The organism is Bradyrhizobium sp. (genome assembly GCF_030646015.1).
Lineage (GTDB): Bacteria > Pseudomonadota > Alphaproteobacteria > Rhizobiales > Xanthobacteraceae > Bradyrhizobium.
Window position 1 is genome coordinate 78,626 of the sequence record NZ_JAUSLT010000035.1, and the last position, 25,136, is coordinate 103,761.

23 protein-coding genes are annotated in these 25,136 nt (G+C 64.2%); 18 read left to right on the forward strand and 5 right to left on the reverse strand.

Going from position 1 to position 25,136, the window contains the following annotated elements; all coding sequences use genetic code 11:
• The first annotated feature begins 83 nt into the window (after positions 1–83).
• A complete protein-coding gene (locus Q7T45_RS04610) occupies positions 84–869 on the forward strand; it encodes an IclR family transcriptional regulator C-terminal domain-containing protein (protein WP_304868169.1) in 786 nt (261 codons plus the stop codon).
• A gap of 15 nt (positions 870–884) precedes the next feature.
• Here Q7T45_RS04610 and Q7T45_RS04615 read toward each other — a convergent pair whose 3' ends face one another.
• A complete protein-coding gene (locus Q7T45_RS04615; protein WP_304868171.1) occupies positions 885–1,424 on the reverse strand; it encodes a hypothetical protein in 540 nt (179 codons plus the stop codon).
• A gap of 171 nt (positions 1,425–1,595) precedes the next feature.
• Entirely contained in the window at positions 1,596–2,543 is a 948-nt protein-coding gene (locus Q7T45_RS04620) for a helix-turn-helix transcriptional regulator (protein ID WP_304868211.1), read from the reverse strand.
• Positions 2,544–2,652: 109 nt separating this feature from the next.
• On the opposite strand from Q7T45_RS04620, the gene Q7T45_RS04625 reads away from it, so the two are divergent.
• From Q7T45_RS04625 to boxB, 5 genes are all read left to right on the forward strand, one after another.
• Entirely contained in the window at positions 2,653–4,200 is a 1,548-nt protein-coding gene (locus Q7T45_RS04625; protein WP_370691207.1) for a benzoate-CoA ligase family protein, read from the forward strand.
• A gap of 209 nt (positions 4,201–4,409) precedes the next feature.
• Positions 4,410–5,228 (forward strand): alpha/beta fold hydrolase, encoded by an 819-nt coding sequence (locus Q7T45_RS04630; RefSeq protein WP_304868173.1) that lies wholly within the window; start codon positions 4,410–4,412, stop codon positions 5,226–5,228.
• Between the two features lie 24 nt (positions 5,229–5,252).
• On the forward strand, positions 5,253–5,777 hold the full coding sequence (locus tag Q7T45_RS04635) for a DUF309 domain-containing protein (RefSeq protein WP_304868175.1): 525 nt from the start codon (positions 5,253–5,255) through the stop codon (positions 5,775–5,777).
• Positions 5,778–5,898: 121 nt separating this feature from the next.
• A complete protein-coding gene (gene boxC / locus Q7T45_RS04640) occupies positions 5,899–7,587 on the forward strand; it encodes a 2,3-epoxybenzoyl-CoA dihydrolase (RefSeq protein WP_304868178.1) in 1,689 nt (562 codons plus the stop codon).
• A 152-nt stretch (positions 7,588–7,739) separates the two neighbouring features.
• A complete protein-coding gene (gene boxB, locus Q7T45_RS04645; protein WP_304868180.1) occupies positions 7,740–9,191 on the forward strand; it encodes a benzoyl-CoA 2,3-epoxidase subunit BoxB in 1,452 nt (483 codons plus the stop codon).
• A 179-nt stretch (positions 9,192–9,370) separates the two neighbouring features.
• On the opposite strand, the gene Q7T45_RS04650 is transcribed toward boxB, so the two are convergent.
• Complete coding sequence (locus Q7T45_RS04650) at positions 9,371–10,177, reverse strand: SDR family oxidoreductase (RefSeq protein ID WP_304868183.1); 807 nt, start codon at positions 10,175–10,177, stop codon at positions 9,371–9,373.
• Positions 10,178–10,401: 224 nt separating this feature from the next.
• On the reverse strand, positions 10,402–11,460 hold the full coding sequence (locus Q7T45_RS04655) for a polysaccharide deacetylase family protein (RefSeq protein ID WP_304868185.1): 1,059 nt from the start codon (positions 11,458–11,460) through the stop codon (positions 10,402–10,404).
• Between the two features lie 255 nt (positions 11,461–11,715).
• Between Q7T45_RS04655 and Q7T45_RS04660 the strand changes: the two genes are divergently transcribed.
• The 10 genes from Q7T45_RS04660 (at position 11,716) to phoB (ending at position 21,563) form a co-directional block, all read left to right on the forward strand.
• Positions 11,716–13,119 (forward strand): OmpA family protein, encoded by a 1,404-nt coding sequence (locus Q7T45_RS04660; RefSeq protein ID WP_304868188.1) that lies wholly within the window; start codon positions 11,716–11,718, stop codon positions 13,117–13,119.
• Positions 13,116–13,406: a hypothetical protein gene (locus Q7T45_RS04665; protein ID WP_304868190.1), complete on the forward strand. Its 291-nt coding sequence runs from the start codon at positions 13,116–13,118 to the stop codon at positions 13,404–13,406. Before Q7T45_RS04660 ends, Q7T45_RS04665 begins: the two co-directional genes overlap by 4 nt.
• A 318-nt stretch (positions 13,407–13,724) precedes the next feature.
• Complete coding sequence (locus Q7T45_RS04670) at positions 13,725–14,780, forward strand: lysylphosphatidylglycerol synthase domain-containing protein (RefSeq protein ID WP_304868192.1); 1,056 nt, start codon at positions 13,725–13,727, stop codon at positions 14,778–14,780.
• A gap of 35 nt (positions 14,781–14,815) precedes the next feature.
• The gene (locus Q7T45_RS04675; RefSeq protein WP_304868194.1) at positions 14,816–16,114 is read left to right on the forward strand and encodes an ATP-binding protein; all 1,299 of its coding nucleotides are present in this window, start codon (positions 14,816–14,818) and stop codon (positions 16,112–16,114) included.
• A 139-nt stretch (positions 16,115–16,253) separates the two neighbouring features.
• Complete coding sequence (pstS, locus tag Q7T45_RS04680) at positions 16,254–17,264, forward strand: phosphate ABC transporter substrate-binding protein PstS (protein ID WP_304868196.1); 1,011 nt, start codon at positions 16,254–16,256, stop codon at positions 17,262–17,264.
• Positions 17,265–17,442: 178 nt separating this feature from the next.
• A complete protein-coding gene (pstC, locus tag Q7T45_RS04685; protein ID WP_304868197.1) occupies positions 17,443–18,441 on the forward strand; it encodes a phosphate ABC transporter permease subunit PstC in 999 nt (332 codons plus the stop codon).
• A gap of 2 nt (positions 18,442–18,443) precedes the next feature.
• The gene (gene pstA, locus Q7T45_RS04690; protein WP_304868198.1) at positions 18,444–19,289 is read left to right on the forward strand and encodes a phosphate ABC transporter permease PstA; all 846 of its coding nucleotides are present in this window, start codon (positions 18,444–18,446) and stop codon (positions 19,287–19,289) included.
• Positions 19,286–20,107 carry a phosphate ABC transporter ATP-binding protein PstB gene (gene pstB, locus Q7T45_RS04695; protein ID WP_304868200.1) on the forward strand — a complete coding sequence of 274 codons (822 nt, stop codon included), beginning with the start codon at positions 19,286–19,288 and terminating at the stop codon, positions 20,105–20,107. Before pstA ends, pstB begins: the two co-directional genes overlap by 4 nt.
• A 23-nt stretch (positions 20,108–20,130) precedes the next feature.
• Positions 20,131–20,847: a phosphate signaling complex protein PhoU gene (phoU, locus tag Q7T45_RS04700; protein ID WP_304868202.1), complete on the forward strand. Its 717-nt coding sequence runs from the start codon at positions 20,131–20,133 to the stop codon at positions 20,845–20,847.
• Positions 20,848–20,861: 14 nt separating this feature from the next.
• On the forward strand, positions 20,862–21,563 hold the full coding sequence (gene phoB / locus Q7T45_RS04705; RefSeq protein ID WP_304868204.1) for a phosphate regulon transcriptional regulator PhoB: 702 nt from the start codon (positions 20,862–20,864) through the stop codon (positions 21,561–21,563).
• 275 nt (positions 21,564–21,838) lie between these two features.
• On the opposite strand, the gene Q7T45_RS04710 is transcribed toward phoB, so the two are convergent.
• Positions 21,839–22,348: a GcrA family cell cycle regulator gene (locus tag Q7T45_RS04710; RefSeq protein ID WP_304737490.1), complete on the reverse strand. Its 510-nt coding sequence runs from the start codon at positions 22,346–22,348 to the stop codon at positions 21,839–21,841.
• A gap of 445 nt (positions 22,349–22,793) precedes the next feature.
• On the opposite strand from Q7T45_RS04710, the gene Q7T45_RS04715 reads away from it, so the two are divergent.
• Entirely contained in the window at positions 22,794–24,002 is a 1,209-nt protein-coding gene (locus Q7T45_RS04715; protein WP_304868215.1) for an aspartate aminotransferase family protein, read from the forward strand.
• Positions 24,002–24,940: an ornithine carbamoyltransferase gene (argF, locus tag Q7T45_RS04720; protein WP_304868207.1), complete on the forward strand. Its 939-nt coding sequence runs from the start codon at positions 24,002–24,004 to the stop codon at positions 24,938–24,940. Before Q7T45_RS04715 ends, argF begins: the two co-directional genes overlap by 1 nt.
• Positions 24,941–25,136 lie beyond the last annotated feature (196 nt).

Below are 25,136 nucleotides of genomic sequence, written 5' to 3' on the forward strand. Positions count from 1 at the left end.
ATTATGACATGTGTCAACGGGACGGCAAGCCCAATCTTTGCAAGCACGATCTTTAACTGCGTGCCGCCCCCTTGGAACGAGAGATGCCGAAGCTGAAACGCAGCGAGAACGAGGAGCGGGCCACCGATTTCGTCGAGAGCCTCGACCGAGGTCTGCGCCTGCTCCAGAAATTCGGCGCCACGAGCGGCCCGATGACGCTCAGCGATCTCGCGCGCGCCGCCGACCTGCCGCGCGCCACGGCGCGCCGTATCCTGTTCACCCTTGAACGTGCCGGTTTCGTCGCGACCGACGGCAAGCTCTTTACCCTTACGCCGCACGTATTGACGCTGGCGGCATCCTATCTGCGTTCGAGCCAGGTGGTGTCGGTGCTGCAGCCGGTGCTCGATCAGGTCGCGACGGCCGCGCAGGAGATCAGCTCACTTTCGGTGCTGGATGGAGACGAGGTCGTGTTCATCGCCCGCGGCAGTCCCGCGCGGGTGTTCTCCACCGGGCTCGATATCGGTTATCGCTTGCCGGCCTTCTGCACCTCGGTCGGCCGCGCCATGCTCGGCCAGTTCGACAATGCCGAACTTGCAAGGCGGCTAAAGGCAATGCGACGCGAGCCCATGACACCACACACGGTGACGGACCCGAAGCTGCTGCTCGCCCGCATCATCGCCGATCGCGAGAAGGGGTATTCACTGGTGGATCGCGAGGCCGAGCCGGGGTTTCGATCGATTTCCGTGCCGATCCGCCGTTACGACGGCACCATTGTTGCCGCGATCAACATGGGCGCGCATGTCGACCGCGTCTCGACCGGCGAAATGATCGAGCGATTCCTGCCGCTGCTCCGCGAGGGCGCGGACTCGGTCAAATCCATGTTGCTGTGATCGCGGCGCCAAGCGCTATTGCGCCGTGCCCAGCCCAAAATGGCCAATGATCTCCCGTGCGGTAACCTCCGCCGGTCTCACCCCGGTATCCAGCGGGAGGCAGTCCGCGCGCGGCACTGCTGTGAATTGGTACCTGTCGAGCTCCTTGAGCAGGTAGGCCGGCGAAGTGATCTTGCGCCGCGCTACCCGGTCGGCATTGCCGACCCGGCGCGCGGCCTCTTCCCTTGAGCAATGCAGGAACACCGGCAGCAACTCGCCGCCATTCCGTCGCATGATCTCCTCGAATTTTTCAAACTGCGGCAGGTCTTCCGGATCGGCATAACAGAAGGTGGTGACGACCAGCGCCGCGCCGTGCTCCGCCGCGATGTCGAGCGCCGAATATCGGGTGGCATGGACCAGCTCCCAGAAACCGGGCGCGCCGAAGTCGAACAGGGTGCGCGCGAGGTCGATCGCCGCATGATTGTCGAACAGCCGCCCCGGCACCAGTTGCAGCAGCGCCTTTGCCACGGTCAGCTTGCCGGCGGCGGGCGCGCCGTGGAGGAAGAGCAGTTTCATGGGTGGATGAATATCGCGAATGGTGCGAGCGCACGAGCTGCCGTTTCGTAGGGTAGGCAAAGGCGCATCTTCGCGCCGTGCCCACCAATTTTTCAGCGCACGTGGATTGGTGGGCGCGCCATCAGGGCGCGCGTTCGCGCGACCCGGTGGCTTTGCCCACCCTACGATCCGTCACCCCCGCGCGAACATCTTTGCTTCGCTCTGCAGCACCGGCGCCACCGCATCGACTAGGCGCGCGGCGGCGGCGTCGACCGATAGGCCTGAGGTGTCGACCACCGCGTTGGCGCGGGCATAGAGCGGCTCGCGGCTGAGCAAAATGGTGCGCAATTCCGCCATCGCCGAGCGGTCGTCCGCCATCGGGCGCAGGTCGCCCTGGCCGCGCACCCGCGCCATGTGTTCTTCGGGCCTGGCCTTCAGCCAGATGGTGTAGAACGACTGCAGGATCAGGTCGAAGGTCAGCGGCTCCGAGACGATGCCGCCGCCGGTCGCCAGCACCATCAGTTCTTTCCGCGCCAGCAATTGCCCGAGCGCGGCCTGCTCCATGCGCCGAAAACCTTCCTGGCCGTAGAGCGCGATGATCTCGGCGACCGACAATCCGTTCTGCCGCTCGATCTCCTTGTTGAGTTCGACAAAGCTCCAGCCGATCTTCTTCGCCAGCGTCTTGCCGAGGGTGGATTTGCCAGCGCCGCGGAGGCCGATCAGGGCGATACCGGAGAACGACATCCGGTGCGCTGACGCGCCGTGGCCCTGGCCGGACAGCGCCTCCCGGGCCTGCGCGATCTGGTTCGGCGTCGCCTTGCGCAGGAGGTCACGGATCACGGGCCAGTCGGGTGCGGGGTCGGTCGCGGGAATGAGGTCTTCGAGATGCGCGCCCATCGCGTTCGACACCCGGCGCAGCAGCACGATCGAGACGTTGCCCTTGCCGCTTTCGAGCTGGGCGATATAGCGTTCGGAAATGCCGGAGACTTTTGCCAGCACCTTGCGCGACATGCCGCGCAACGCGCGCATGGTGCGAACACGCTGGCCGAGCTGCTCGAGGAAGCCGGTTTCGGGATCGAGATTTTCGGTCATATCCCTTGTCGTTGTTTTTGGCTGCGGCGGCAGGCGCTTCGGAAACATAATGCCGGCGAGGATTGACAGCAAGCGTATCTAGTGCATTTCTATGAATTATAATTCTTAAATTCAGGGGAGGAGATGTCGTGACACGCTTTTGCATGGGGAGCGCGGCATGAGCGGCATGTCCGGTTCCTACAACGCAGTGAGCTGGCTGCTCGACCGCAATGTCGACGAGGGCCGTGGCAAAAAACTCGCCTTCACCGACACCGTTTCCGAACTGACCTATCGCGGTTTGCAACAGCAGAGCTGCCGCGTCGCCAACCTGCTGCGCCGGCTCGGTGTCCGGCGCGAGGAGCGCGTGGCGATGATCATGCTCGACACCGTCGATTTCCCGGCGGTGTTTCTCGGCGCGATACGCGCCGGCATCGTGCCGGTACCGCTCAATACGCTTCTAACCTCGGATCAATATGCCTATGTGCTGGCCGATTGCCGCGCCCGGGTGCTGTTCGTTTCCGAAGCGCTGCTGCCTGTCGTCAAGGACATGGTCGGGCGGATGCCGGATCTTGAGCATGTCGTGGTCGCAGGCCAGGACGCGCACGGCCACAAGAAACTGGCCGACGAACTCGCGCTTGAAAGCGATTCATTCGCGACCGTCGCCACCCATCCCGACGAGCCGGCGTTCTGGCTGTATTCGTCGGGTTCGACCGGCATGCCCAAGGGCGTGCGCCATCTGCATTCCAATCTGGCGGCGACCGCGGAGACCTATGCAAAGCAGGTGCTCGGCATCCGCGAGGACGATGTGTGCCTGTCGGCGGCAAAGCTGTTCTTCGCCTATGGCCTCGGCAACGCCATGACCTTCCCGATGTCGGTCGGCGCCACCACCGTGCTCAATTCCGAGCGGCCGACGCCGTCCCTGATGTTCGCGCTGATGAACAAATACAACCCGTCGATCTTCTTCGGCGTGCCGACGCTGTTCTCGTCGATGCTGAACGACGAGGCGCTGAAAAACGAGCGCGGCGGCTCCCGCCTGCGGATCTGCACCTCGGCGGGCGAGGCGCTGCCGGAATCGGTCGGCAATGCCTGGAAGTCGCGGTTCAACGTCGACATTCTCGACGGCGTCGGCTCGACCGAGCTGCTGCATATTTTTCTGTCGAACGCGCCCGGCGACATCAAATACGGCACGGCGGGCCGTCCGGTGCCGGGCTACAGGGTGCGGCTGGTGAACGACGCCGGCGACGACGTGCCCGACGGCGAGGTCGGCGAGCTCCTGGTCGATGCGCCCTCCGCCGGCGAGGGTTACTGGAACCAGCGCAGCAAGACCCGCCAGACGTTTGCGGGCCACTGGACCCGCACCGGCGACAAATACATTCGCGATGCCGACGGCCGCTACACCTTCTGCGGTCGCAGCGACGACATGTTCAAGGTCTCCGGCATCTGGGTGTCGCCGTTCGAGGTCGAGAGTGCGCTGATCACCCATCCCGCCGTGCTGGAAGCCGCCGTGGTGCCGGAAGCCGATCCGGAAGGATTGTTGAAGCCGAAGGCTTTCGTGGTGCTGCGGTCGGGTGCCAAGACTGACGGCTTGCACGAGGCGCTGAAGGAGCACGTCAAGCAGAAGATCGGCCCGTGGAAATATCCGCGCTGGATCGATGTGGTGGAGAGCCTGCCGAAGACGGCGACCGGGAAGATTCAAAGGTTCAAGTTGCGCGATGGGGCGCCGTAGCCTCAACGCGTCGTCTTACCCTCCCCTGGAGGGGGAGGGTCGGCTCGCGTTGAGCGCAGCGAAATGCGAGACGGGGTGGGGTGATCTCTAAACTCGGGCACTGGTCGATGCGAGCGACCGTCACCCCACCCCGCCGCTCCTTTCAGTCGCGTCGACCCTCCCCCTCCAGGGGAGGGTAACAAAACCTCTTGGCCGGGAAAGCCCACACCATGACCAATCTCTCCCCCTCCGGCTTCCTCAAGATCGGCGCGGACGATCTCGAATACCGCATGATCGGCCCCGCGCCGGATCAGGCGCCGACCATCGTCATGCTGCATGAGGGCCTCGGCTGTGTCGGGCTGTGGGGCGATTTTCCGGAGAAGTTGCAGGCCGCCACCTCGGCCGGCGTGCTGGTCTATTCGCGCGCCGGCTATGGCGCCTCGACGCCGGCAGCGCTGCCGCGCCCGCTCGATTACATGCATATCGAGGCCCGCGAGGTGCTGCCAAAGCTGTTCGACGCAACAGGCTTTCGTCGCGGGCTGCTGGTCGGCCATTCCGATGGCGCCTCGATCGCGGCGATCTATGCCGGCTCGCACCAGGACCATCGTGTGCAGGGCGTCGCGATGATCGCGCCGCACTTTATCGTTGAGGATATTTCGGTGAGCTCGATCGCCGGGGTCAGAAAGGCCTACGAGACGTCTGATCTGAAATCAAAACTTTCGCGCTGGCACAAGGACGTCGACAACGCCTTCTACGGGTGGAACGACGCCTGGCTCGACCCAAAGTTTCGCTCCTGGGATATTTCGGAGTACCTCGCCTATATACGGGTGCCGGTTGCGATCCTGCAGGGGGTCGACGATCAGTATGGGACAATCCGACAGATCGAGATTGCGCAGGAAGAGTGCTATTGTCCGGTCGATGTGACGGAGATCTCAGGGGCTGGACATTCGCCGCATCGCGAGGCGCCGGAAAAGACGCTGAATACGATCTCGGATTTTGCAAGACGCATTTTATACACGCATGAAGGCTCGCAGGGGCGCGCCGCTTAAAAACATTGGTCAGGCGATGCCGCGATGAGCATCCCTTCGTCATCAGGGGCCAGCCTTCCGCTGCCGCGCTGGGCCTATGTCCCAGGTGCCGCCGCGGATGCCGACGCCGACTACGACACGCTGGCGCAGGTCATGGCGCTGGTGCCTTCCCGATTCCGCGACTTCGTCCCGGCGCGCCACCCGGCGCTGCGCTACGGGCTTGTTCTCAACGACCACGGCTTCTTCTGGGAGTCGCAGCAGGTGCTGGAAGCGGTGTGGGCGGCGGCACCGCAAGGCGGCCGCGAGCGCATCCTGCTGCGCGCCTGCACCCAGATCGCCGGCGCCAATTTAAAACTCCGGATGATGAAGTCTCACGCCGCGAGCCGGTTGCTCGGCGAAGCGCTCGGAGAACTCAGGACGCTCAGCCTGCGCAAGGCGGTGGCCGGTGGCGACGGGTTTGCAGACAGCTTTCCGACCGCTGCGCTTGCGGTGCTGCTGCAGGCAAAACTGGCGCAGCCGCTGCTCTCCAAGGCCGATTGGGTAAAGATCGGTGCGGTCGGCCGCACATGAAACAAAATGCAGCTTTCTGCGTTTTAGTGTAGACCTTCCGAAAAACATGCATTATTGTGCATGTTGAGTTAGACAAGCAGATCCAAAACCAATCCCAAAAAACCAATCCAAGGGTGGCCTCATGGCTGGCGAAGATCGCGTCCTCGCAGGCGGCGCGAAGTACATCGATTTCCAGACCGATCCGTCGCGCTACCGGCATTGGAAGCTGGATGTCGATGGCGATGTCGCGACCCTGACCATGGACGTCGACGAGAACGGCGGCCTGTTCGAGGGCTACCAGCTCAAGCTGAATTCCTACGATCTCGGCGTCGATATCGAGCTCGCCGACGCGGTGCAGCGGCTGCGCTTCGAGCATCCCGGCGTGAAGGTCGTGCTGCTGCGGTCGGGCAAGAACCGGGTGTTCTGCGCGGGCGCCAATATCCGCATGCTGGCCGGCGCCACCCACGCCCACAAGGTCAATTTCTGCAAATTCACCAACGAGACCCGCAACGGCCTGGAGGATTCCAGCGAGAATTCCGGCCAGCGTTTTGTCACCGTGATCAACGGCACCGCGGCCGGCGGCGGCTATGAGCTGGCGCTGGCCACCGATCACATCATCCTCGCCGACGATGGCGCTGCGGCCGTGGCGCTGCCGGAGGTGCCGCTGCTGGCGGTGTTGCCGGGCACCGGCGGGCTGACGCGCGTCGTCGACAAGCGCAAGGTGCGCCGCGATCACGCCGATTATTTCTGCACCATCGAGGAAGGCATCAAGGGCAAGCGCGCGGTGCAGTGGCGGCTGGTGGACGAGATCGTGCCGAACAGCAAGCTCGACGCCAAAGTGGCCGAACGCGCCAAGGAATTCGCCGCGGCGTCAAGGCGCAACGGCAACGGCAAGGCCATTGCGCTGGCGCCTTTGACCCGCAGCTTCGACGACAGCGGCATCCGCTATGGCCTTGTCAGCGTCGACATCGACCGCGCGCAGCGCATCGCCACCATCTCGATCAAGGCGCCGGACGCTGCCGCGCCCGCCGATATTGACGGCATGATCGGGCAGGGGTCATCGTTCTGGCCGCTGCAGGTGGCGCGCGAACTCGACGACGCGATCCTGCATCTGCGCATCAACGAACTCGAGACCGCGATGCTGGTGTTCAAGTCGCATGGCGACCGCGCCAATGTGCTCAGCTGCGACGCCTTCCTCGAAGCCAACAAGGCGCACTGGCTGGTCAACGAGGTCAGGCAATACTGGAAAAGGGTGCTGAAGCGCATCGACGTCACCTCGCGCACGCTGGTGACGCTGGTCGAGCCCGGCTCCTGTTTCGTCGGCACGCTGGCCGAACTGGTGTTCGCGGCCGACCGCTCCTACATGCTGATCGGCTCGCGGCAGGGCGATAACCGCGCGGCGCCGACGATTGAACTCTCGGCGATGAATTTCGGACCCTATCCGATGAGCCACGGCCTGACCCGGCTGCAGTCGCGGTTTCAGGCCGACCCTGAAGACGTCGCGCGCGCGCAGGCCAAGATCGGCGAGGGGCTCGATGCCGAGCAGGCCGAGGCGCTCGGCCTCGTCACCTTCGCGCTCGACGATATCGACTGGGACGACGAGATCCGGGTGTTCTTCGAGGAGCGCACCTCTTTCTCGCCCGACAGTTTGACCGGCATGGAAGCCAATCTGCGCTTCGTCGGTCCCGAGACCATGGAATCAAAGATCTTTTCGCGCCTGACGGCGTGGCAGAACTGGATCTTCCAGCGCCCCAACGCGGTTGGCGAGAACGGCGCACTGCGCCGTTACGGCACCGGCCAGAAGGCGCAGTTCGATATGACGCGGGTGTGATTCCGTGTCCCGGGCGCTGCGCGGCACGCTTGTGACGCGCTGCAGAACCGGGACCCACATCGCCCGCACTGAATAGGTCCCGGCTCTGCGGAGCAGCGTGAAGAACGCTGCACCGCGTCCGGGACACGAAAACCGACCACCAGGAGCACGCCATGAACGTCAACATCATGAACGTCGACTACTCCACCAAGATTCCCAACAACGTGAATCTTTCCGAGGACCGCCAGGTGCTCAAGGCGCTGGAGGGCTGGCATCCCGGTTACATGAACTGGTGGGGCGACATGGGCCCTGAAGGCTTTCAGCAGTCGCTGGTCTATCTGCGCACCGCCTATTCGGTCGATCCGCGCGGCTGGGCAAAATTCGATTACGTCAAGATGCCGGACTATCGCTGGGGCATCCTGCTGGCGCCGCAGGAAGAGAACCGCGTCATTCCGTTCGGCGAGAATTACGGCAAGCCGGCCTGGCAGGAAGTGCCGGGCGAGCATCGCGCCATGCTGCGCCGCCTGATCGTGATCCAGGGCGATACCGAGCCGGCCTCGGTCGAGCAGCAGCGCCATCTCGGCAAGACCGCGCCCTCGCTCTACGACCTGCGCAACCTGTTCCAGGTCAATGTCGAGGAGGGCCGTCATCTCTGGGCGATGGTCTATCTGCTGCAGAAATATTTCGGCCGCGACGGCCGCGAGGAGGCCGACGATTTGCTGCGCCGCCGCTCCGGCGACGCCGATTCACCGCGCATGCTCGGCGCCTTCAACGAGGCGACGCCGGACTGGCTGTCGTTCTTCATGTTCACCTATTTCACCGACCGCGACGGCAAGATGCAGCTGCACTCGCTCGCGCAGTCCGGCTTCGATCCCCTGTCGCGCACCTGCCGCTTCATGCTGACCGAGGAAGCGCATCACATGTTCGTCGGCGAGACCGGCATCAGCCGCGTCGTGCAGCGCACCTGCGAAGCGATGAAGGCCGCCGGCATCAGCGATCCCACCGATGTGGCAAAAGTCCGCGCGCTCGGGGTGATCGACCTGCCGACCATCCAGAAGAAGCTGAACCTGCACTACACGCTGTCGCTCGATCTGTTCGGCTCGGAAGTCTCGACCAATGCGGCGAACGCCTTCAATGCCGGCATCAAGGGGCGCTATCACGAGACCCAGATCAAGGACGACCATCAGCTGAAGAACGACACCTATCCGGTCCTCAAGCTGGTCGACGGCGTGATCAAGCGGGTCGACGAGCCGGCGCTCACTGCGCTCAACATGCGGCTGCGCGACGACTACACGCAGGACTGCGTCAAGGGCATGCTGCGCTGGAACAAGGTGATCTCGACGGCCGGCTACGACTTCAAGCTGACCCTGCCGAACGTCGCGTTCCATCGCCAGATCGGTGAGTTCAGGGATGTCCATGCCACGCCCGACGGTTTGCTGATCGACGACGCCACCTGGAACAAGCGCAAGAACGACTGGCTGCCGTCAGTGGACGACGGCGATTTCATCGCCTCGCTGATGAAGCCCGTGACGGATATCGGCGCCTACGCCCCCTGGATCTCGCCGCCCAAGGTCGGCATCGACAACAAGCCCGGCGATTTCGAATATGTGAAGATCGAGACGTGAGCCTCTTCACCTCTCCCCGCATGCGGGGAGAGGTCGGACTGCGAAGCAGTCCGGGTGAGGGGAGTATCTGCAAATGCGGCGCTTCCGTTGACGCACCAGCCCCTCACCCCAACCCTCTCCCCGCGAAGAGCGGGGCGAGGGAGTTTCACCGTCGCTGTCGCGGCGTCGTGGGCAAACTTCTAGTCCCACCCGTCGCCCTTGATTCCCGGATTGGCGTAGACGATCCCGCCATCGACCGCGATCGTCGTCCCGACCACATAATCTCCCGCGCGCGAGGCGAGAAAGATCGCGGCGCCCGCCATGTCCTCGTCGGTGCCGATCCGGCCCGACGGCACCCGCGTCGCCACCTCGTCTGAATTGTCGCGCGCGGCCTTGTTCATGTCGGACTTGAACGGCCCCGGTGCGATCGCCGTCACCACGATATGGTCGCTGATCAGTTTGGCGGCCATCCGGCGGGTCAGGTGGATCAGCCCCGATTTGCTGGCGGCATAGGAATAGGTCTCCATCGGATTGACGAAGATGCCGTCGATCGAGGCGATGTTGATGACCTTGCCCGGCCTTTCCGCGGTGGCGGCGGCGCGCAACGGGGCGGCCAGCGCCTTGGTCAGGAAGAACGGCGTCTTGAGGTTGAGGTTCATCACCTTGTCCCAGCCGCTCTCCGGGAATTCGTCGAATTCCGCGCCCCATGCAGCGCCGGCATTGTTGACGAGGATGTCGAGCCTGGGCTCGCGCTTCCGGATCTCGGCCGCCAGCATGTCGATGCCGGCCATGGTGGAAATATCGATCGGCAGCGCGATGCATTCGCCATCATAGGCGGCCGAAAGCTCCTTCGCGGTCGCCTCGCAGGGTCCGGCCTTGCGCGCGGTGATATAGACCCTCGCCGCACCCTGCGCGAGAAATCCGGCCGCGATCATCTTGCCGATGCCGCGCGATCCCCCGGTCACCAGCGCGACGCGGCCCTTCAGCGAAAACAGATCCTTGAACATTCGCTTCTCCCTTGGTTTTGCCGAGGGTTTTGGGCGTGGGGGAAGGATGAGTCAAGAAAGCCGCGCTTCCCCTCTCCCCTTGTGGGAGAGGGTGGCTCGAATGCGCTTGGCGCATTCGAGACGGGTGAGGGGTCTGTCTCCGCGGATAGAGACCCCTCATCCGGCGCGGACGATGTCCGCGCCACCTTCTCCCACAAGGGGAGAAGGGAAGAAGAGCCGCGCATTTAAGCCGCGTCGATCCGCCGAAACCCGTTGCCGAAAGCGGTCGCGGCGCCGGAGGTCAGCACGGGAAGAAACCGCCTGTCCTGGTAGTTGCCGTTGAGCGAGACCCGCTGCAGCGCGGTCAAATGATCGGCGCTCTCCGGAAAAATCATGCCCGGCCGCGTCGTCACCGCGGTCTTGAAGCCGTTCGCGCGCGCCAGCGCGAATTCGCGGGGGCCGGCCGCGATCCTGTCGCCATAGGGATAGGCGAAATGGAGGACGGGACGCTGCAATGCGCTTTCGATCCGGGCGCGGCTGGTGGCGATCTCGTCGGCCGCCATGGCCTCGGTCTGCTTGGCGAGATTGCAATGCGTGATGGTATGCGCGCCGATCGTGACCAGCGGATCGTCGGCGAATGGTCCCAGTTCATCCCAGGACATGCAGAGCTCGCGGCAATGGGCGGCCTCGTCGACGCCATGGCGCGCGCACAGCGCGCTGATTTCGCGGGCGACGTCGTGCTCTCCCGGCAACGAACGCAGCCAGTCGTGCAGCCGGTCGAAGGCCTCCTGCTTGGCCGATGGCGTTGAGGTATCGAGGCGGGTCGCGACGTCGCCGATCCGGGCCTCGATCGAGAATGCCCTGGCAATTACCCGTTCCAGCGCCACCCACCACAGCCGCCCGGTGCCCTCGGCGAAATCGCTGACGACGTAGACCGTCAGGGGTGCGCCAAACTCCCGCATCACCGGCAGCGCGAAATCCCGGTTGTCGCGATAGCCATCGTCGAGGGTGAAGCAGGCGAAGCGCCGCGAAAAATTGCGATCGATCAGCCGCTGATGCACCTCGTCCATGGTCACGATGTCGATCCCGCGCGACCGCAGATGCGTCAGCATCAGGCGCAGGAATTCCGGCGTGACCTCGAGGTGATGATTGGGCTGGAAATCGGCGTCGCCACGCGGCCGGACATGGTGCAGCATGAAAATCGCGCCGACGCCCGCGAACAGCGGTCGCATCAGATGATGCGCGCCGGTGAAATATAGCGCTTCGAGGCCAGCGCGGATAACATTGTTGCGGAACTGCTTCATCCAGGAACTGGCCGGTTGTGACGAGATTCGGAAGCTAGCCGGTGATCGCTGAAGAAACAGTTAGAAACAGTTAGTCGGATTGCGCCGCGTAACCGGTCAATTTTCGTGTTATTTCCAGTTTGACAGTCCCGCAAGGGTTTGTTTTCTCTCTGTTCTCCAGTGCTAGCGCCCCCCTTGTTGCCGAAGTTCGTGTCAGGGGGTGCCGCGATAGCTCACGAACTTCGGAATCGGGGCGCCAGGCCCCGCGGGATGCCAATGCACGGACTTTTCAGGTGGAGCAGCAAATGGTGGCCGGGCACGATTCCACTGGCCGTCTTGTGGGCGATCGCGGCCTGGACCAGCACCACCCCCCTGGAAGCCGATCTGGCCGCGCGCGCAAATGCCGCGCTCAAGGATACCGTGCTCGACAAGGCGCGGATGGCGGTCGCCGGCCGCGACGTCACCTTTGCGGCGGACGCCTTCTCGGAAGACGGCCGTCGCAGCGCGGTGGCGTCGGTGGAGGCCGTGCCGGGCGTGCGGCTGGTCGACGACCAGACCCGGCTGGTCCCCGAATCCAAACCGTTCGCCTGGTCGGCTGAGCGGGATGTCGTCCGGGTCACCCTGGGCGGCAGTTCGCCCCTGCCGGCCATCAAGAACAGGTTGATGGAGGCTGCCCGCGCAGGTCTCGGCGGGGTCGAAGTGGTGGACCGGATGAATTTGGCCCGGGGCGCGCCGCCGCGTTTCGACAATGCGGCGCTGCTGCTGCTCGATCAGATCGGGAAATTGAAGGACGGCAAGGTCACCCTTTCCGATACCAAGGTCAGCCTTTCCGGCATGGCGCGCGACCTCGGCGGCCGGGAAGCGATTGCGGCTGCGCTGAAAAATCTCCCCGAGGGTTTTTCGGTCGCCGCCAACGAGGTCAAGGCGCCGCCCTATGTCTTCCAGGCCTACAAGGACCCGGTCGCGGGGACGGTGACGCTGACCGGCTATGTGCCCGACAATAACGTCCATGCGGCGATCGCGACCGCGGCCGGGCGCAAAATCCTCCGGGAAAAGGTGGTCGACAATCTCAAGGCCAGCGTCGGGGCGCCCGCGGGCTTCGCCAATGCGGTGGTGCCGGCGCTGGGCGCGCTGGCGCGGCTGTCGACCGGCACGCTCGTGGTGTCCGACCGGGAGGTGAAGCTGTCGGGTGACGCCCTCTACGAAGCGGCGGCGGTTCAGATCCGCGCCGGGCTCGGCAAGGATTTTCCGCAAGGCTGGCAGTTCAAGCCTGAAATCTCGGTCAGGCCCGCGGCGGCGCCGGTCGATGCCACCGTCTGTCAGCAGCTGCTGGCGGATTTGCTGGCGAAAGCGAAAATCCGATTCGAATCCGGGCGCGCCACCATCGATCCGGATTCGGCGGCGCTGCTCGACCGGCTGGTCGAAACCGCGATGCGCTGTTCGACCGTCAATATCGAGATCGCCGGGCATACCGACGCCGACGGCGAGGTCGCCTTCAACCAGGATCTGTCGGAAAAGCGCGCGCAGGCCGTGACCGATTATCTGGTCAAGGCAGGCCTGCCCGCCAGCAGGTTTACGCCTGTTGGCTATGGCAGCACCCGGCCGCTGGCCGGCAATGATACCGACGAGGGCAAGGCGCAGAACCGCCGCATCGATTTCGTGGTGAGGAAAGGCGAATGACCTATCTGGCGACATTCCACTGGGGCTGGCTGCTGGCGTCGCTGTTGCTCGGTCTCGCCATGGGCTGGATTGCGGTGGTCCACCGCGGCCAGGGCGTATCGAAGACGACCGCCCGCTGGTTGTCGGGGCTGGCGGCGGCGTTGGTCGCGGCGGCGCTCACCCATATGATTCCCGGCCGCTTCGGCTATTGGCTCGACCTCGGCCTGATCCTGTTCGCATTATATCTGGTCGGCTGCGCGGTCGGATCCTGGCTGCGCGACCGGGTGCTTTCGCGGCATCGGGCATGATCCGGACCCGAACGGCCGTGTGGGCGCCAGGCGGGAACCGGTCTTGCCGCAGGATGCCCGGAAATCACGAAAACTTCACTGGCTGCCGGCGCAAGTTCGCAGCCACCGGGCCTGTAAGGACAGAGGAATGCAGCAAATCTGTGCAGCTGGTGTCACGAATGCCCCCTAATATATTGAAGGTGCGTGTTTTATTCGGCCCAAGCGAATTCCACTTCGGCTCAAAACGCGCTACCAGTTCGGGTCGGGGAACAAGCGTGGCGCCGGGACGGCAGAGATCGTCCGGCAGCCGCAAGTATGGGATCGCACTTAGAGGTGGAGATGCTTGAATCAATACGCAGGGCGGTCTCGTTTCTGCGCCAGAAGCAAATCCTGCACAAATTAGGTGTTGTGGTCAGCGTCACCGTCATCGGGATCGCGTGCTACGTCCTCTACCATATGCTGCGCACCATCGACACCGGCGAGGTCGTCGACGCCATCAGGCGGATCGAACCGCGCCAGATCGCGCTGGCCGCGCTGTTCGTGGCGGCGGGCTATTTCACCCTGACATTCTATGACCTGTTCGCGGTTCGCACCATCGGTCGTACCGACGTCCCCTACCGCGTCACCGCGCTTGCGGCATTCACGTCCTATTCGATCGGACACAATGTCGGCGCCAGCGTCTTTACCGGCGGCGCCGTGCGCTACCGGATCTATTCCGCATGGGGATTGAACGCGATCGACGTCGCCAAGATCTGTTTTCTGGCCGGCCTGACGTTCTGGCTCGGCAATGCCGCGGTGCTCGGTCTCGGCATCGCCTATCATCCGGAAGCGGCTGCCGCGATCGATCAGTTGCCGATCTGGCTGAACCGGCTGGCCGCGTTCCTCATTCTCATCGGGCTGGCGGCCTATGTGGCCTGGGTCTGGATCCAGCCGCGAGGGGTCGGCCGCGGGCCATGGACGGTGACGCTGCCGGGCGGTCCGCTGACGCTGCTGCAGATCGCGATCGGCATCGTCGATCTCAGCTTTTGCGCGCTGGCGATGTACGTGCTGGCGCCGGATGAGCCCCATCTCGGCTTCGTCGTGGTCGCGGTCGTGTTCGTTTCGGCGACGCTGTTGGGTTTCGCCAGCCACTCTCCCGGCGGGCTCGGGGTGTTCGACGCCGCCATGCTGGTCGGGCTGTGGCAGATGGACCGCGAAGACCTGCTCGCCGGCATGCTGCTGTTTCGTCTGCTTTATTACATTGCGCCGTTCGTCATATCTGTAATCCTGCTGACGCTTCGGGAGGTTATAATGGGCGCCCGGTTGAAGCGGCTGAATCTGAAGAGGTCGGTCGCTGACCCCGCGCCGAAACACGAAGCTGTCTATGTACGCGAGCGTGGGGATACCGGCGCCTGACGATACGGACCCGAACCGGAAGCTAAGTCGGCCCGATGGCGATAGATGAATCTTCTCCTTCCTTCTTCTCGCCGTGGCCGGACCGGTTGCGGCATTCGGCCATCATCCTGCTGGCCGCGGGTCTCGCCTTGGCCGTGCTCGTCGTGTTCGGCGATCTCGCGGTGGTCCGCGCCGTCGCGGCGTTCATCTGCATCGGTGCGGCCGCGCTGGTGCCGTGGCGATTGCACGATGTCGCGGCGTCGCGCGACGAGGTCCGCGTGGCCAATCCGGTCGAGGCCGCGGCGGTCGCCGCAGTGGTCGCCGGCATGCCGGATCCCGCCGTGCTGCTCGACCGCGCCGGCCGCGTCCTCCATCTCAACGCCGCGGCGGCGCAGCTCGCGCCGGCGCTGCGCAAGAACGAGCTGGCGCAGTTCGCGCTGCGTTCGCCCGAGATCATCACCGCGTTGCGCGAAGCCATCGCGACCTCGGAAATCCGGCGCGCGACCTATCTGGATCACGTGCCGGTCGACCGCTGGATGGAATTGACCATCACGCCGGTGCCGGTGCCGACCCTGTTCGGCGGCTCCGACAAATGCATGCTGATGACGTTCCACGACCAGACGCCGCTGCGCCGGGTCGAGGAAATGCGCGCCGATTTCGTCGCCAATGCCAGCCATGAGCTGCGCACCCCGCTGGCCGCGCTGTCGGGCTTCATCGATACGCTGCAGGGGCCGGCCAAGGACGACGTCAAGGCGCGCGAGCGCTTTCTCGGCATCATGCACAACCAGGCGACGCGGATGGCGCGGCTGATCGACGATCTGCTGTCGCTGTCGCGGGTCGAACTGTCAGCCCATGTCCGCCCCGACACGCTGGTGGATCTGGTCCCCATCATCCGCCAGGTCGCGGACGGGCTGGAGCCGTTGGCGCGTGAGCGCCAGGTCACCATCGACATCGAGCTGCCGGATACGCCGGTTTCGATTGCGGGCGACCGCGAGGAGTTGCTGCGGCTGTTCGAAAACCTGATCGAGAACGCGCTGAAATACGGAGCGTCCGGCGGCAAGGTCGTGGTTTCCCTGAGTCAGGCGCTGTCAGGCGAAGGCGCGCCGGAAGTCCGGGTCATGGTGCGCGATTTCGGCCCCGGCATCGCGCCCGAGCATCTGCCGCGGCTGACCGAACGGTTCTACCGGGTCGATGTCGGCGACAGCCGCGCGCAGGGTGGCACCGGCCTCGGTTTATCGCTGGTGAAACATATTCTTAACCGCCATCGCGGCCGGCTTTTGATCGAAAGCGTGCCCAAGCAGGGCGCGACTTTCACCGCCGCTTTTCCCCAGGTCCGGCCGCCCGAAGCGACCTAAATCCAAGCGATTTCAATCGCTTGTCTCTGTCATCCAACTGTCACGAAACCTTCGTAAAAGCACCGTGTACCGCCCCTAAACGGACGGCGTGAGCGCAGTCGGGCGCGCTAGGCGCTTCGCTCACAAGATGGAGACAACCATGAATTTCATGAAAGCTATCGTCGCTGCAGGCCTCGTGGCCGCATCGACGTCGGCATTCGCTGCCGACATCACCGGCGCGGGCGCGACGTTCCCATTCCCGCTCTATTCGAAGTGGGCCGATGCCTACAAGAAGGAGACCGGCAACGGCCTGAACTATCAGTCGATCGGTTCCGGCGCCGGCATCAAGCAGATCCTGGCCAAGACCGTGACCTTCGGCGCCAGCGACATGCCGCTCAAGCCGGAGCAGCTTGAAAAGGACGGGCTGATCCAATGGCCGCAGGCGATGGGCGCCCTGGTGCCGGTCGTGAACCTCGAAGGCATCAAGCCGGGTGAGCTGGTATTTTCCGGCGAATTGCTCGGCGACATCTATCTCGGCAAGGTCAAGACCTGGAATGATCCGGCGATTGCCAAGCTCAATCCGAAGCTGAAGCTGCCCGCCGACGCCATCACCGTCGTGCGCCGCTCGGACGGCTCGGGCACCACGTTCCTCTGGACTGACTATCTGTCGAAGAGCAATGCCGAGTGGAAGACCAAGGCAGGTTCGGGTACGGCCGTCGAATGGCCGACCGGCGTCGGCGCCAAGGGTAACGAAGGCGTCGCCGGCAACGTCAGCCAAACCAAGAACTCGATCGGCTATGTCGAATACGCCTACGCCAAGCAGAACAAGCTGACCTACGGCGCCGTCATCAACAAGGCCGGCAAGACCGTGCAGCCGACTGTTGCGGCATTCCAGGCCGCGGCTGCCAACGCCGACTGGGCTGGTTCCAAGAACTACTTCGTCATCCTGACCGACCAGCCGGGTGAAGCCTCCTGGCCGATCACCGGCGCGACCTTCATCCTGATGTACAAGGAGCCCGCCGACAAAGCGGCGTCTGGCGAAGCCATCAAGTTCTTCAAATGGGCCTTCGAGAAGGGCGACAAGATGGCTGAGGAACTCGACTACATCCCGATGCCGGACAACGTGGTCAAGCAGATCGAGAAGACCTGGTCGGCCGACATCAAGAGCTGAGCTGAAAACGCCTCGTCCCCGACGCGGAGCAGCGCTTTACGTGCTGCTCCGCAGGGCCGGGACCCACGAGCGTGCGGACAAAGAATAGCCCCCGGATCAGCCAGCGCGCATCTCCTGCTGCGCCACATCCGGGGTGCGAGACAGATCAAGCAGAACAGTATAAGTACAGGGGATTGGTGTGGCAGACATGGCCGTTCAGAGCGATGCGATGGAATCCGTCGGCCCATACGATCGCGCCAAGGCGCTCAGTGCCTTCAAGCTCGGCGACGTTACATTTTACTGGATCACCCGCGCCTGCGCGATCTCGGTATTGCTGATCCTCGGCGGCATCATTGTCTCGCTGATCGCGGGAGCATGGCCGGCGATCAGGGAATTCGGCTTTTCCTTCCTGTTCACGTCGCGCTGGGCGCCGTCGAACGACCCGCCGGTGCTCGGTGCGCTCGGTCCGATCTACGGCACGCTGGTCACCTCCGTCATCGCCATGCTGATTGCCGTCCCGGTCGGCCTCGGCATCGCGATCTTCCTCACCGAGCTTTGCCCGCAATGGCTGCGCCGCCCGATCGGCCTTGCCGTGGAGTTGCTGGCCGGCATCCCCTCGATCATCTACGGCATGTGGGGCTTCTTCGTGCTCGGCCCGTTCATGGCCGACAGCTTTCAGCCGCTGATGATCAGGCTGTTCGAGGGCGTCCCGGTGCTGGGCACGATCTTCGCCGGCCCGCCGTCCTATCTCAGCCTGTTCAACGCGGCGCTGATCCTCGCGATCATGGTGCTGCCGTTCATCACCGCGATTTCGGTCGACGTGTTCAAGACGGTGCCCCCGGTGCTGAAGGAAGCCGCCTACGGCGTCGGCTGCACCACCTGGGAAGTCGTTCGCAACGTGGTGATCCCCTATACCCGCGTCGGCGTGATCGGCGGCATCATGCTGGCGCTCGGCCGTGCGCTCGGCGAAACCATGGCGGTAACGTTCATCATTGGCAACGCGTTCCGCATCACCGGTTCGGTGTTTTCACCGGGCACCACGATCTCGGCGGCGATCGCATCCGAATTCGCCGAGAGCGACGGTTTGCATCAATCCGGCCTGATCCTGCTCGGCCTGTTGCTGTTCATATTGACCTTCTTCGTGCTGGCCGCGGCGCGGCTGATGCTGATGCGGCTGGAAAAGAAGGCGGGGAACTGATCATGAACCCGATTTACAGCCGCCGCCGCCGCTTCGACATCATCGTCAAATTCCTCTGCCTCGGTGCCGCGATCTTCGGCGTCACCTGGCTCGGCCTGATCCTGTTCACGCTGTTCTACAACGGCCTCGCCGGGCTCAATCTCGCGATCTTCACCGAGAACACCCCGCCGCCGGGATCGACCGACGGCGGCCTGCTCAACGCCATCGTTGGCTCGATCATCATGACTGTGATCGGGGTAGGCATCGGCGCGCCGCTCGGCCTGATGGCCGGCACTTATCTCGCCGAATACGGCAGGAACGACCGGCTCACCTCGGTGATCCGCTTCATCAACGATATTCTCTTGAGCGCGCCCTCGATCATCATCGGCCTGTTCATCTACGGCGCCATCGTGGTGCCGATGGGCGGCTTCTCGGCCTTTGCCGGCTCGCTGGCGCTGGCGGTGATCGTCATCCCCGTGGTGGTGCGCACCACTGAGGACATGCTGCTGCTGGTGCCCAATCCCTTGCGCGAGGCGGCCTCCGCGCTCGGCCTGCCGCGTTCGCTGGTCATCAAGCGCATCGCCTACCGCGCGGCGCGCGCCGGCCTCATCACCGGCGTGCTGCTGGCCACCGCCCGCGTCGCCGGTGAAACCGCACCGCTGTTGTTCACCGCGCTCTCCAACCAGTTCTTCAGCCTTGATCTGACCAAGACGATGGCCAACCTGCCGGTTACCATCAACAACTTCGTGCAAAGCCCCTACGTCTACTGGAAGCAGCTCGCCTGGAGTGGGGCGCTGCTGATCACCCTGACCGTACTTGCGCTGAATATTGGCGCCCGCATCCTTGGCGCCGAGAGGACACCAAAATGAATGAGCTTTCTGTATCGATGAGCGCCGCGGGCGGACCCGTTCCCGCGGTGGTGCTGCCCGAGGCGCCGGCCAAGGTGACGGCGCGAGGCCTCAATTTCTACTACGGCGAAAACCACGCGCTGAAGAACATCAACCTCGCGCTCGGCGAGAACCGCGTCACGGCCTTCATCGGGCCGTCCGGCTGCGGCAAGTCGACCCTGCTGCGCATCTTCAACCGGATGTACGACCTCTATCCCGGCCAGCGCGCCACCGGCCAGGTGATGCTGGATTCCACCAACATCCTCGATCCCAAGCTCGATCTCAATCTGCTGCGGGCGCGGGTCGGCATGGTGTTCCAGAAGCCGACGCCGTTTCCGATGACGATCTATGAAAACATCGCGTTCGGGATCCGGCTCTACGAGAAGATCTCCAAATCGGAGATGGACGGCCGGGTCGAAAAGGCGCTGCGCGGCGGCGCGCTGTGGAACGAGGTCAAGGACAAGCTGAACGCCTCGGGCCTCAGCCTGTCCGGCGGCCAGCAGCAGCGCCTCTGCATCGCCCGCACCGTCGCGGTGCGGCCCGAGGTGATCCTGTTCGACGAGCCGTGCTCGGCGCTCGATCCGATTTCGACCGCCAAGATCGAGGAGCTGATCTCGGAGCTGGCGGAAGAGTATACGATCGCCATCGTCACCCACAACATGCAGCAGGCCGCGCGCGTCTCCGACAAGACTGCCTTCATGTATCTCGGCGAACTGATCGAGTTCGACGACACCAACAAGATTTTCACCTCGCCGAGCGACCGGCGCACGCAAGATTACATCACCGGCCGGTTCGGCTGACGCGCATCGCGAGGAAAACGACAATGGGTACGGAACACACGGCCAAAGCGTTCGACAGCGATCTGCAGGAATTGACCCGGCTGGTCGCGGAGATGGGCGGTCTTGCCGAGCGCATGATCACCGATTCCGTCGATGCGCTGATCCGCAGGGACGTCGCGCTCGGCAAGCGCGTCGTCGCCTCCGACGCCGAAATCGACAGCCTGCAGCATGTCATCGAGGAACGCGCGGTGCTCACCATCGCGCGGCGCCAGCCGATGGCGGTGGACCTGCGCGAAATCGTCGGCGCCATGCGGGTCGCCACCGATCTGGAGCGGATCGGCGACCTCGCCAAGAACATGGGCAAGCGGGTCGCGGCGCTGGAAAACGATTTCCAGCCGCTCAAGCTGATCCGCGGCCTCGAGCACATGACCGACCTCGTGCAGAGCCAGGTCAAGTCCGTGCTCGACGCCTATGCCGCGCACGATTTGCCGGCGGCGATGGCGGTCTGGAAGGGCGACGAGGAAGTCGACGCCATCTGCACCTCGCTGTTCCGCGAACTCCTGACCTACATGATGGAAGACCCGCGCAATATCTCGTTCTGCATCCATCTGATGTTCTGCGCCAAGAACATCGAGCGGATCGGCGACCACGCCACCAACATCGCGGAAACCGTGTTCTACATGATCGAGGGTCAGCAGATGCTCGACAAGCGCCCGAAGGGTGACATGACGAATTTCGCGACCACGGTACCTGGCAATTGAGAGAGGCCCAGAATATGAGTGCGCGCATAATGGTGGTGGAAGACGAGGAAGCGCTCACCACGCTGCTGCGCTACAACCTCGATGCCGAAGGCTACGACGTCGAAACCGTCGGGCGCGGCGACGACGCCGATACCAGGCTGAAGGAGCGGGTGCCCGACCTCGTCGTGCTGGACTGGATGCTGCCGGGCCTGTCCGGGATCGAGCTGTGCCGCCGCCTGCGGGCGCGGCCGGAAACGCGGCAGCTGCCGATCATCATGCTGACCGCGCGCGGCGAGGAGAGCGAGCGCGTCCGCGGCTTGGCCACCGGCGCCGACGACTACATCGTCAAACCGTTTTCAGTGCCGGAATTGCTGGCGCGCGTAAAAGGCCTGTTGCGCCGCGCCAGCCCCGAGCGGCTGGCCACCATGCTGACCTATGGCGACCTCGAGCTCGACCGCGAAAAGCGCCGCGTCGCGCGCTCCGGCCGCCCGATCGATCTCGGCCCGACCGAATATCGCCTGCTGGAATTTTTCCTGGAACATCCTGGCCGGGTGTTCAGCCGCGAGCAATTGCTCGACAGCGTTTGGGGCCGCGACATTTATATCGACGAGCGCACCGTCGATGTTCATATCGGGCGCCTGCGCAAACTGCTCAACCCCGGCGGCGAGCAGGACCCGATCCGCACCGTCCGCGGCGCCGGTTATGCGCTGGACGACAGGTTTGCGAAGGCGGAGTGAAACTCCATCGTCGTCCCGGCCAAGCGAGCGTAAGCGAGCGCTGAGCCGGGACCCATAACCACCGATGTCAATTTGAAATGAGCTGGAGCACCAGCTTGGCATAACCACAAGCACCTGTGATTATGGGTCCCTGCGTTCGCAGGGACGACAGCTGTAAGATGTCGTATTGTGCTCTCACACCGTCATTGCGAGCGTAGCGAAGCAATCCATCGCGCGGTATAACATGAAGCTGGATTGCTTCGTCGCAAATGCTCCTCGCAATGACGAGGAGTGGCTTACCTGGTCGGCTTCGGAGGCTGCCGGCGACGGTCGCTGGCGGGCTGGTAGGCGATGCGCGAGTGGTGCGCGCAATAGGGCAGGCTGGCCAGCGCCCGGCCGCCGCAGAAGAAGAATTCCGAGCTCGAGGGATCGCCGATCGGCCAGTGGCAGGTGGCCTCGTTGAGCTCCAGCAGCGACAGCCGCTGGCTCATCGGCACCACATTGTCGTAGGCGATCGGATCCGGCTCCATCTCGACGTCGAACGCATGGGCCAGCGCGGTGTTGCCGCGCGACACCGGACGCGATACCCGCATCATCTGCTGGGCGGGCCGCGCCTTGCGCTGCCGCGGTGCGGCAGAGGAGGGGCTCTTGGCGCGGCCGGAAAGGCCCAGCCGGTGGACCTTGCCGATGACCGCGTTTCGCGTCACATTTCCGAGTTCCGCGGCGATCTGGCTGGCGGAAAGCCCGCCTTCCCAGAGTTTCTTCAGTTGCTCGACGCGATCGTCGGACCAGGTCAATACCGTCATCGCACTCTTCCCTTCGCATCGCGCCGGCCAGCATGAGGACGGCGCTGCGATGCCAAATCTCAAAAATCCCTGCGGGCAGAATCCCTTAGCCCTCGCCGGGCGGGATAACCGCGCCCGAACGTGTACGCTGAACAGCAACGACTAGAGGATCAGAACCGCCGCACGAGATGTCGTACCCGACAGAGGAGAAGCTACAATATGGCGTGACTCTCGCGCAAGAGTCAGCATGGTTGCATCCACATGTTCCGTCGCCCACACCGGAATCCTACGGATGTTTCGGGCCTTTGTCTGACCGGTTGACAGTTATCGCGCCACGCCTAGAATGGTTCCCACGTGCCGCCCCTAAAAGGCGGCACGTTTTGTTTTCCGGGGCCGGTTGTGGATGCGGTGCACCTATACGCACCATAGCGGGCTCTAACCCCAAGTGATTGACATGCCGATTGCCATGCCCAATAGCGCGACGTCGCATCTGCTCCCCGTATTCGCCCGGGTCGATCTCGGTTTCGAGCGCGGCGAAGGCGCCTGGCTGATATCAACCACTGGCGAGCGCTATCTCGATTTCACCAGTGGCGTCGCGGTCAATGCGCTCGGCCATTGCCACCCGCATCTGGTCGCCGCCTTGCAGGAGCAGGCCACCAAACTCTGGCACATGTCGAACCTGTTCAAGAGCCCGGACGGCGACAGGCTCGCGGCGCGGCTGTGCGAACAGAGCTTTGCCGATTTCGTGTTCTTCTGTAATTCCGGCGCCGAAGCGATGGAATGCGCGATCAAGATCGCGCGCCGCTATCACGCCGCCAAGGGAAAGCCGGAGCGCTTCCGCCTCGTCACCTTCGAAGGTGCGTTTCACGGCCGCACGCTGGGGACGCTGGCGGCGACCGGCTCGGCGAAATATCTCGAAGGCTTCGGGCCGCCGCTGGACGGCTTCGACCAGGTGCCGCATGGCGATCTCGAGGCGGTCAAGAAGGCGATCGGTCCCAACACCGCCGGCATCCTGATCGAGCCGGTGCAGGGCGAGGGCGGCGTGCGCTCCGCGCCGAATTCGTTCTTCAGGGCGTTGCGCGAACTCTGCGACCAGCACGGCATGCTGCTGATCTTCGACGAGGTGCAGACCGGCATGGGCCGCACCGGCGACCTGTTCGCCTACAAGCGCCTGGGTGTGGTGCCCGACATCATGTCGCTCGCCAAGGCGCTCGGCGGCGGCTTTCCGATCGGCGCGTGCCTGGCCACCGCGGAAGCGGCGTCCGGCATGACGCCGGGCTCGCACGGCTCGACCTTCGGCGGCAATCCGCTGGCGATTGCCGCGGCCAATGCGGTGCTGGACGTGATGCTGAAGCCGGGCTTCTTCGACCACGTCCAGAAGATGTCGCTGCTGTTGAAACAGAAGCTGGCCTCGGTGGTCGATCGCTATCCGACCGTGCTGTCGGAGGTGCGCGGCGAGGGCCTCTTGATCGGCGTCAAGGCCGTGGTGCCCTCGGGCGACCTCGTCACTGCGTTGCGCGACCAAAAGCTGCTCACCGTCGGCGCCGGCGACAATGTGGTGCGGTTCCTGGCGCCGTTGATCGTCAGCGAAGCCGAGATCGAGGAATCCGTAGCCCGCCTCGAGCGCGCCTGCGTGGCGTTGTCGGGCGGCCAGTTGCAGAAGGCGGCGGGGTGATGAGCAAGGCTCTGAACCATTTTCTCGACCTGAACGAGATTCCGACCAGGGAGCTGCGCAGCATCCTGGCCGCCAGCGTCGCCATGAAGGCGAAGCTGAAGGCGCAGAAGAAGCAGGACGTCAAGCCGGTCAGGCCGCTCGAAGGCAAGACGCTGGCGATGATCTTCGAAAAGCCCTCGACCCGCACGCGGGTGTCGTTCGACGTCGGCATGCGCCAGCTCGGCGGTGAATCGATCATGCTGACCGGCGCCGAGATGCAGCTCGGCCGCGGCGAGACCATCGCCGACACCGCGCGCGTGCTGTCGCGCTACGTCGATGCCATCATGATCCGCATCCTCAACCACGAGGCGCTGCTGGAACTGGCCGCGCATGCCACCGTGCCCGTCATCAACGGGCTGACGCGGCGCTCGCATCCCTGCCAGGTGATGGCCGACCTGATGACCTTCGAGGAGCATCGCGGGCCGATCGAGGGCCGCACCGTGGCCTGGACCGGCGACGACAACAACGTGCTGGCGTCATGGGCGCATGCGGCGGAGCGGTTCAAGTTCAACCTGCGCATCGCGACGCCACCGGAGCTGGCGCCGAAGAAGGCGATGAAGGACTGGATCAAGGCGACCGACGCGCCGATCGTGCTCGGCAACGATCCGGAGGCCGCGGTGCGCGGCGCCGATTGCGTGGTCACCGACACCTGGTTCTCGATGGGCGACAAGGAAGGCAAGCACCGCCACAACATCCTCAAGCCCTATCAGGTCAACGCCCGGCTGATGTCGCTGGCGAAGAAGGACGCGATCTTCATGCACTGCCTGCCCGCCCATCGCGGCGACGAAGTCACCGACGAGGTGATCGACGGCCCGCAGTCGGTGGTGTTCGACGAGGCCGAAAACCGCCTGCACGCCCAGAAAGGCATTTTGGCGTGGTGTTTCGAGGCGGTGGGGTAGGCCCCCCGTTGAACTGAACGCATCGTGCGGACCGCCTTTCTTACCCTCCCCTGGAGGGGGAGGGTCGGCTCGCATCGCAAGATGCGAGCCGGGGTGGGGTGAAAGTCTCTCAACGCGGAGACTGTTCGAAACGAGAGACCGTCACCCCACCCCCCCGCGCCTTGCAGTCGCGGCGACCCACCCCCACCGGGGCGGG

Bases quoted from the DNA above. Each gene is read 5' to 3' on its own strand.
- Q7T45_RS04615 (WP_304868171.1), bottom strand. From the start codon at position 1,424: ATGAAACTGCTCTTCCTCCACGGCGCGCCCGCCGCCGGCAAGCTGACC.
- Q7T45_RS04660 (WP_304868188.1), top strand. From the start codon at position 11,716: ATGCACGGACTTTTCAGGTGGAGCAGCAAATGGTGGCCGGGCACGATT.
- boxB (WP_304868180.1), top strand. From the start codon at position 7,740: ATGAACGTCAACATCATGAACGTCGACTACTCCACCAAGATTCCCAAC.
- Q7T45_RS04670 (WP_304868192.1), top strand. From the start codon at position 13,725: ATGCTTGAATCAATACGCAGGGCGGTCTCGTTTCTGCGCCAGAAGCAA.
- Q7T45_RS04620 (WP_304868211.1), bottom strand. From the start codon at position 2,543: ATGTTTCCGAAGCGCCTGCCGCCGCAGCCAAAAACAACGACAAGGGAT.
- Q7T45_RS04715 (WP_304868215.1), top strand. From the start codon at position 22,794: ATGCCCAATAGCGCGACGTCGCATCTGCTCCCCGTATTCGCCCGGGTC.
- Q7T45_RS04675 (WP_304868194.1), top strand. From the start codon at position 14,816: ATGGCGATAGATGAATCTTCTCCTTCCTTCTTCTCGCCGTGGCCGGAC.
- pstS (WP_304868196.1), top strand. From the start codon at position 16,254: ATGAATTTCATGAAAGCTATCGTCGCTGCAGGCCTCGTGGCCGCATCG.
- argF (WP_304868207.1), top strand. From the start codon at position 24,002: ATGAGCAAGGCTCTGAACCATTTTCTCGACCTGAACGAGATTCCGACC.
- Q7T45_RS04630 (WP_304868173.1), top strand. From the start codon at position 4,410: ATGACCAATCTCTCCCCCTCCGGCTTCCTCAAGATCGGCGCGGACGAT.
- Q7T45_RS04610 (WP_304868169.1), top strand. From the start codon at position 84: ATGCCGAAGCTGAAACGCAGCGAGAACGAGGAGCGGGCCACCGATTTC.
- Q7T45_RS04665 (WP_304868190.1), top strand. From the start codon at position 13,116: ATGACCTATCTGGCGACATTCCACTGGGGCTGGCTGCTGGCGTCGCTG.
- Q7T45_RS04625 (WP_370691207.1), top strand. From the start codon at position 2,653: ATGAGCGGCATGTCCGGTTCCTACAACGCAGTGAGCTGGCTGCTCGAC.
- boxC (WP_304868178.1), top strand. From the start codon at position 5,899: ATGGCTGGCGAAGATCGCGTCCTCGCAGGCGGCGCGAAGTACATCGAT.
- Q7T45_RS04655 (WP_304868185.1), bottom strand. From the start codon at position 11,460: ATGAAGCAGTTCCGCAACAATGTTATCCGCGCTGGCCTCGAAGCGCTA.
- phoB (WP_304868204.1), top strand. From the start codon at position 20,862: ATGAGTGCGCGCATAATGGTGGTGGAAGACGAGGAAGCGCTCACCACG.
- phoU (WP_304868202.1), top strand. From the start codon at position 20,131: ATGGGTACGGAACACACGGCCAAAGCGTTCGACAGCGATCTGCAGGAA.
- Q7T45_RS04710 (WP_304737490.1), bottom strand. From the start codon at position 22,348: ATGACGGTATTGACCTGGTCCGACGATCGCGTCGAGCAACTGAAGAAA.
- Q7T45_RS04635 (WP_304868175.1), top strand. From the start codon at position 5,253: ATGAGCATCCCTTCGTCATCAGGGGCCAGCCTTCCGCTGCCGCGCTGG.
- pstA (WP_304868198.1), top strand. From the start codon at position 18,444: ATGAACCCGATTTACAGCCGCCGCCGCCGCTTCGACATCATCGTCAAA.
- pstB (WP_304868200.1), top strand. From the start codon at position 19,286: ATGAATGAGCTTTCTGTATCGATGAGCGCCGCGGGCGGACCCGTTCCC.
- Q7T45_RS04650 (WP_304868183.1), bottom strand. From the start codon at position 10,177: ATGTTCAAGGATCTGTTTTCGCTGAAGGGCCGCGTCGCGCTGGTGACC.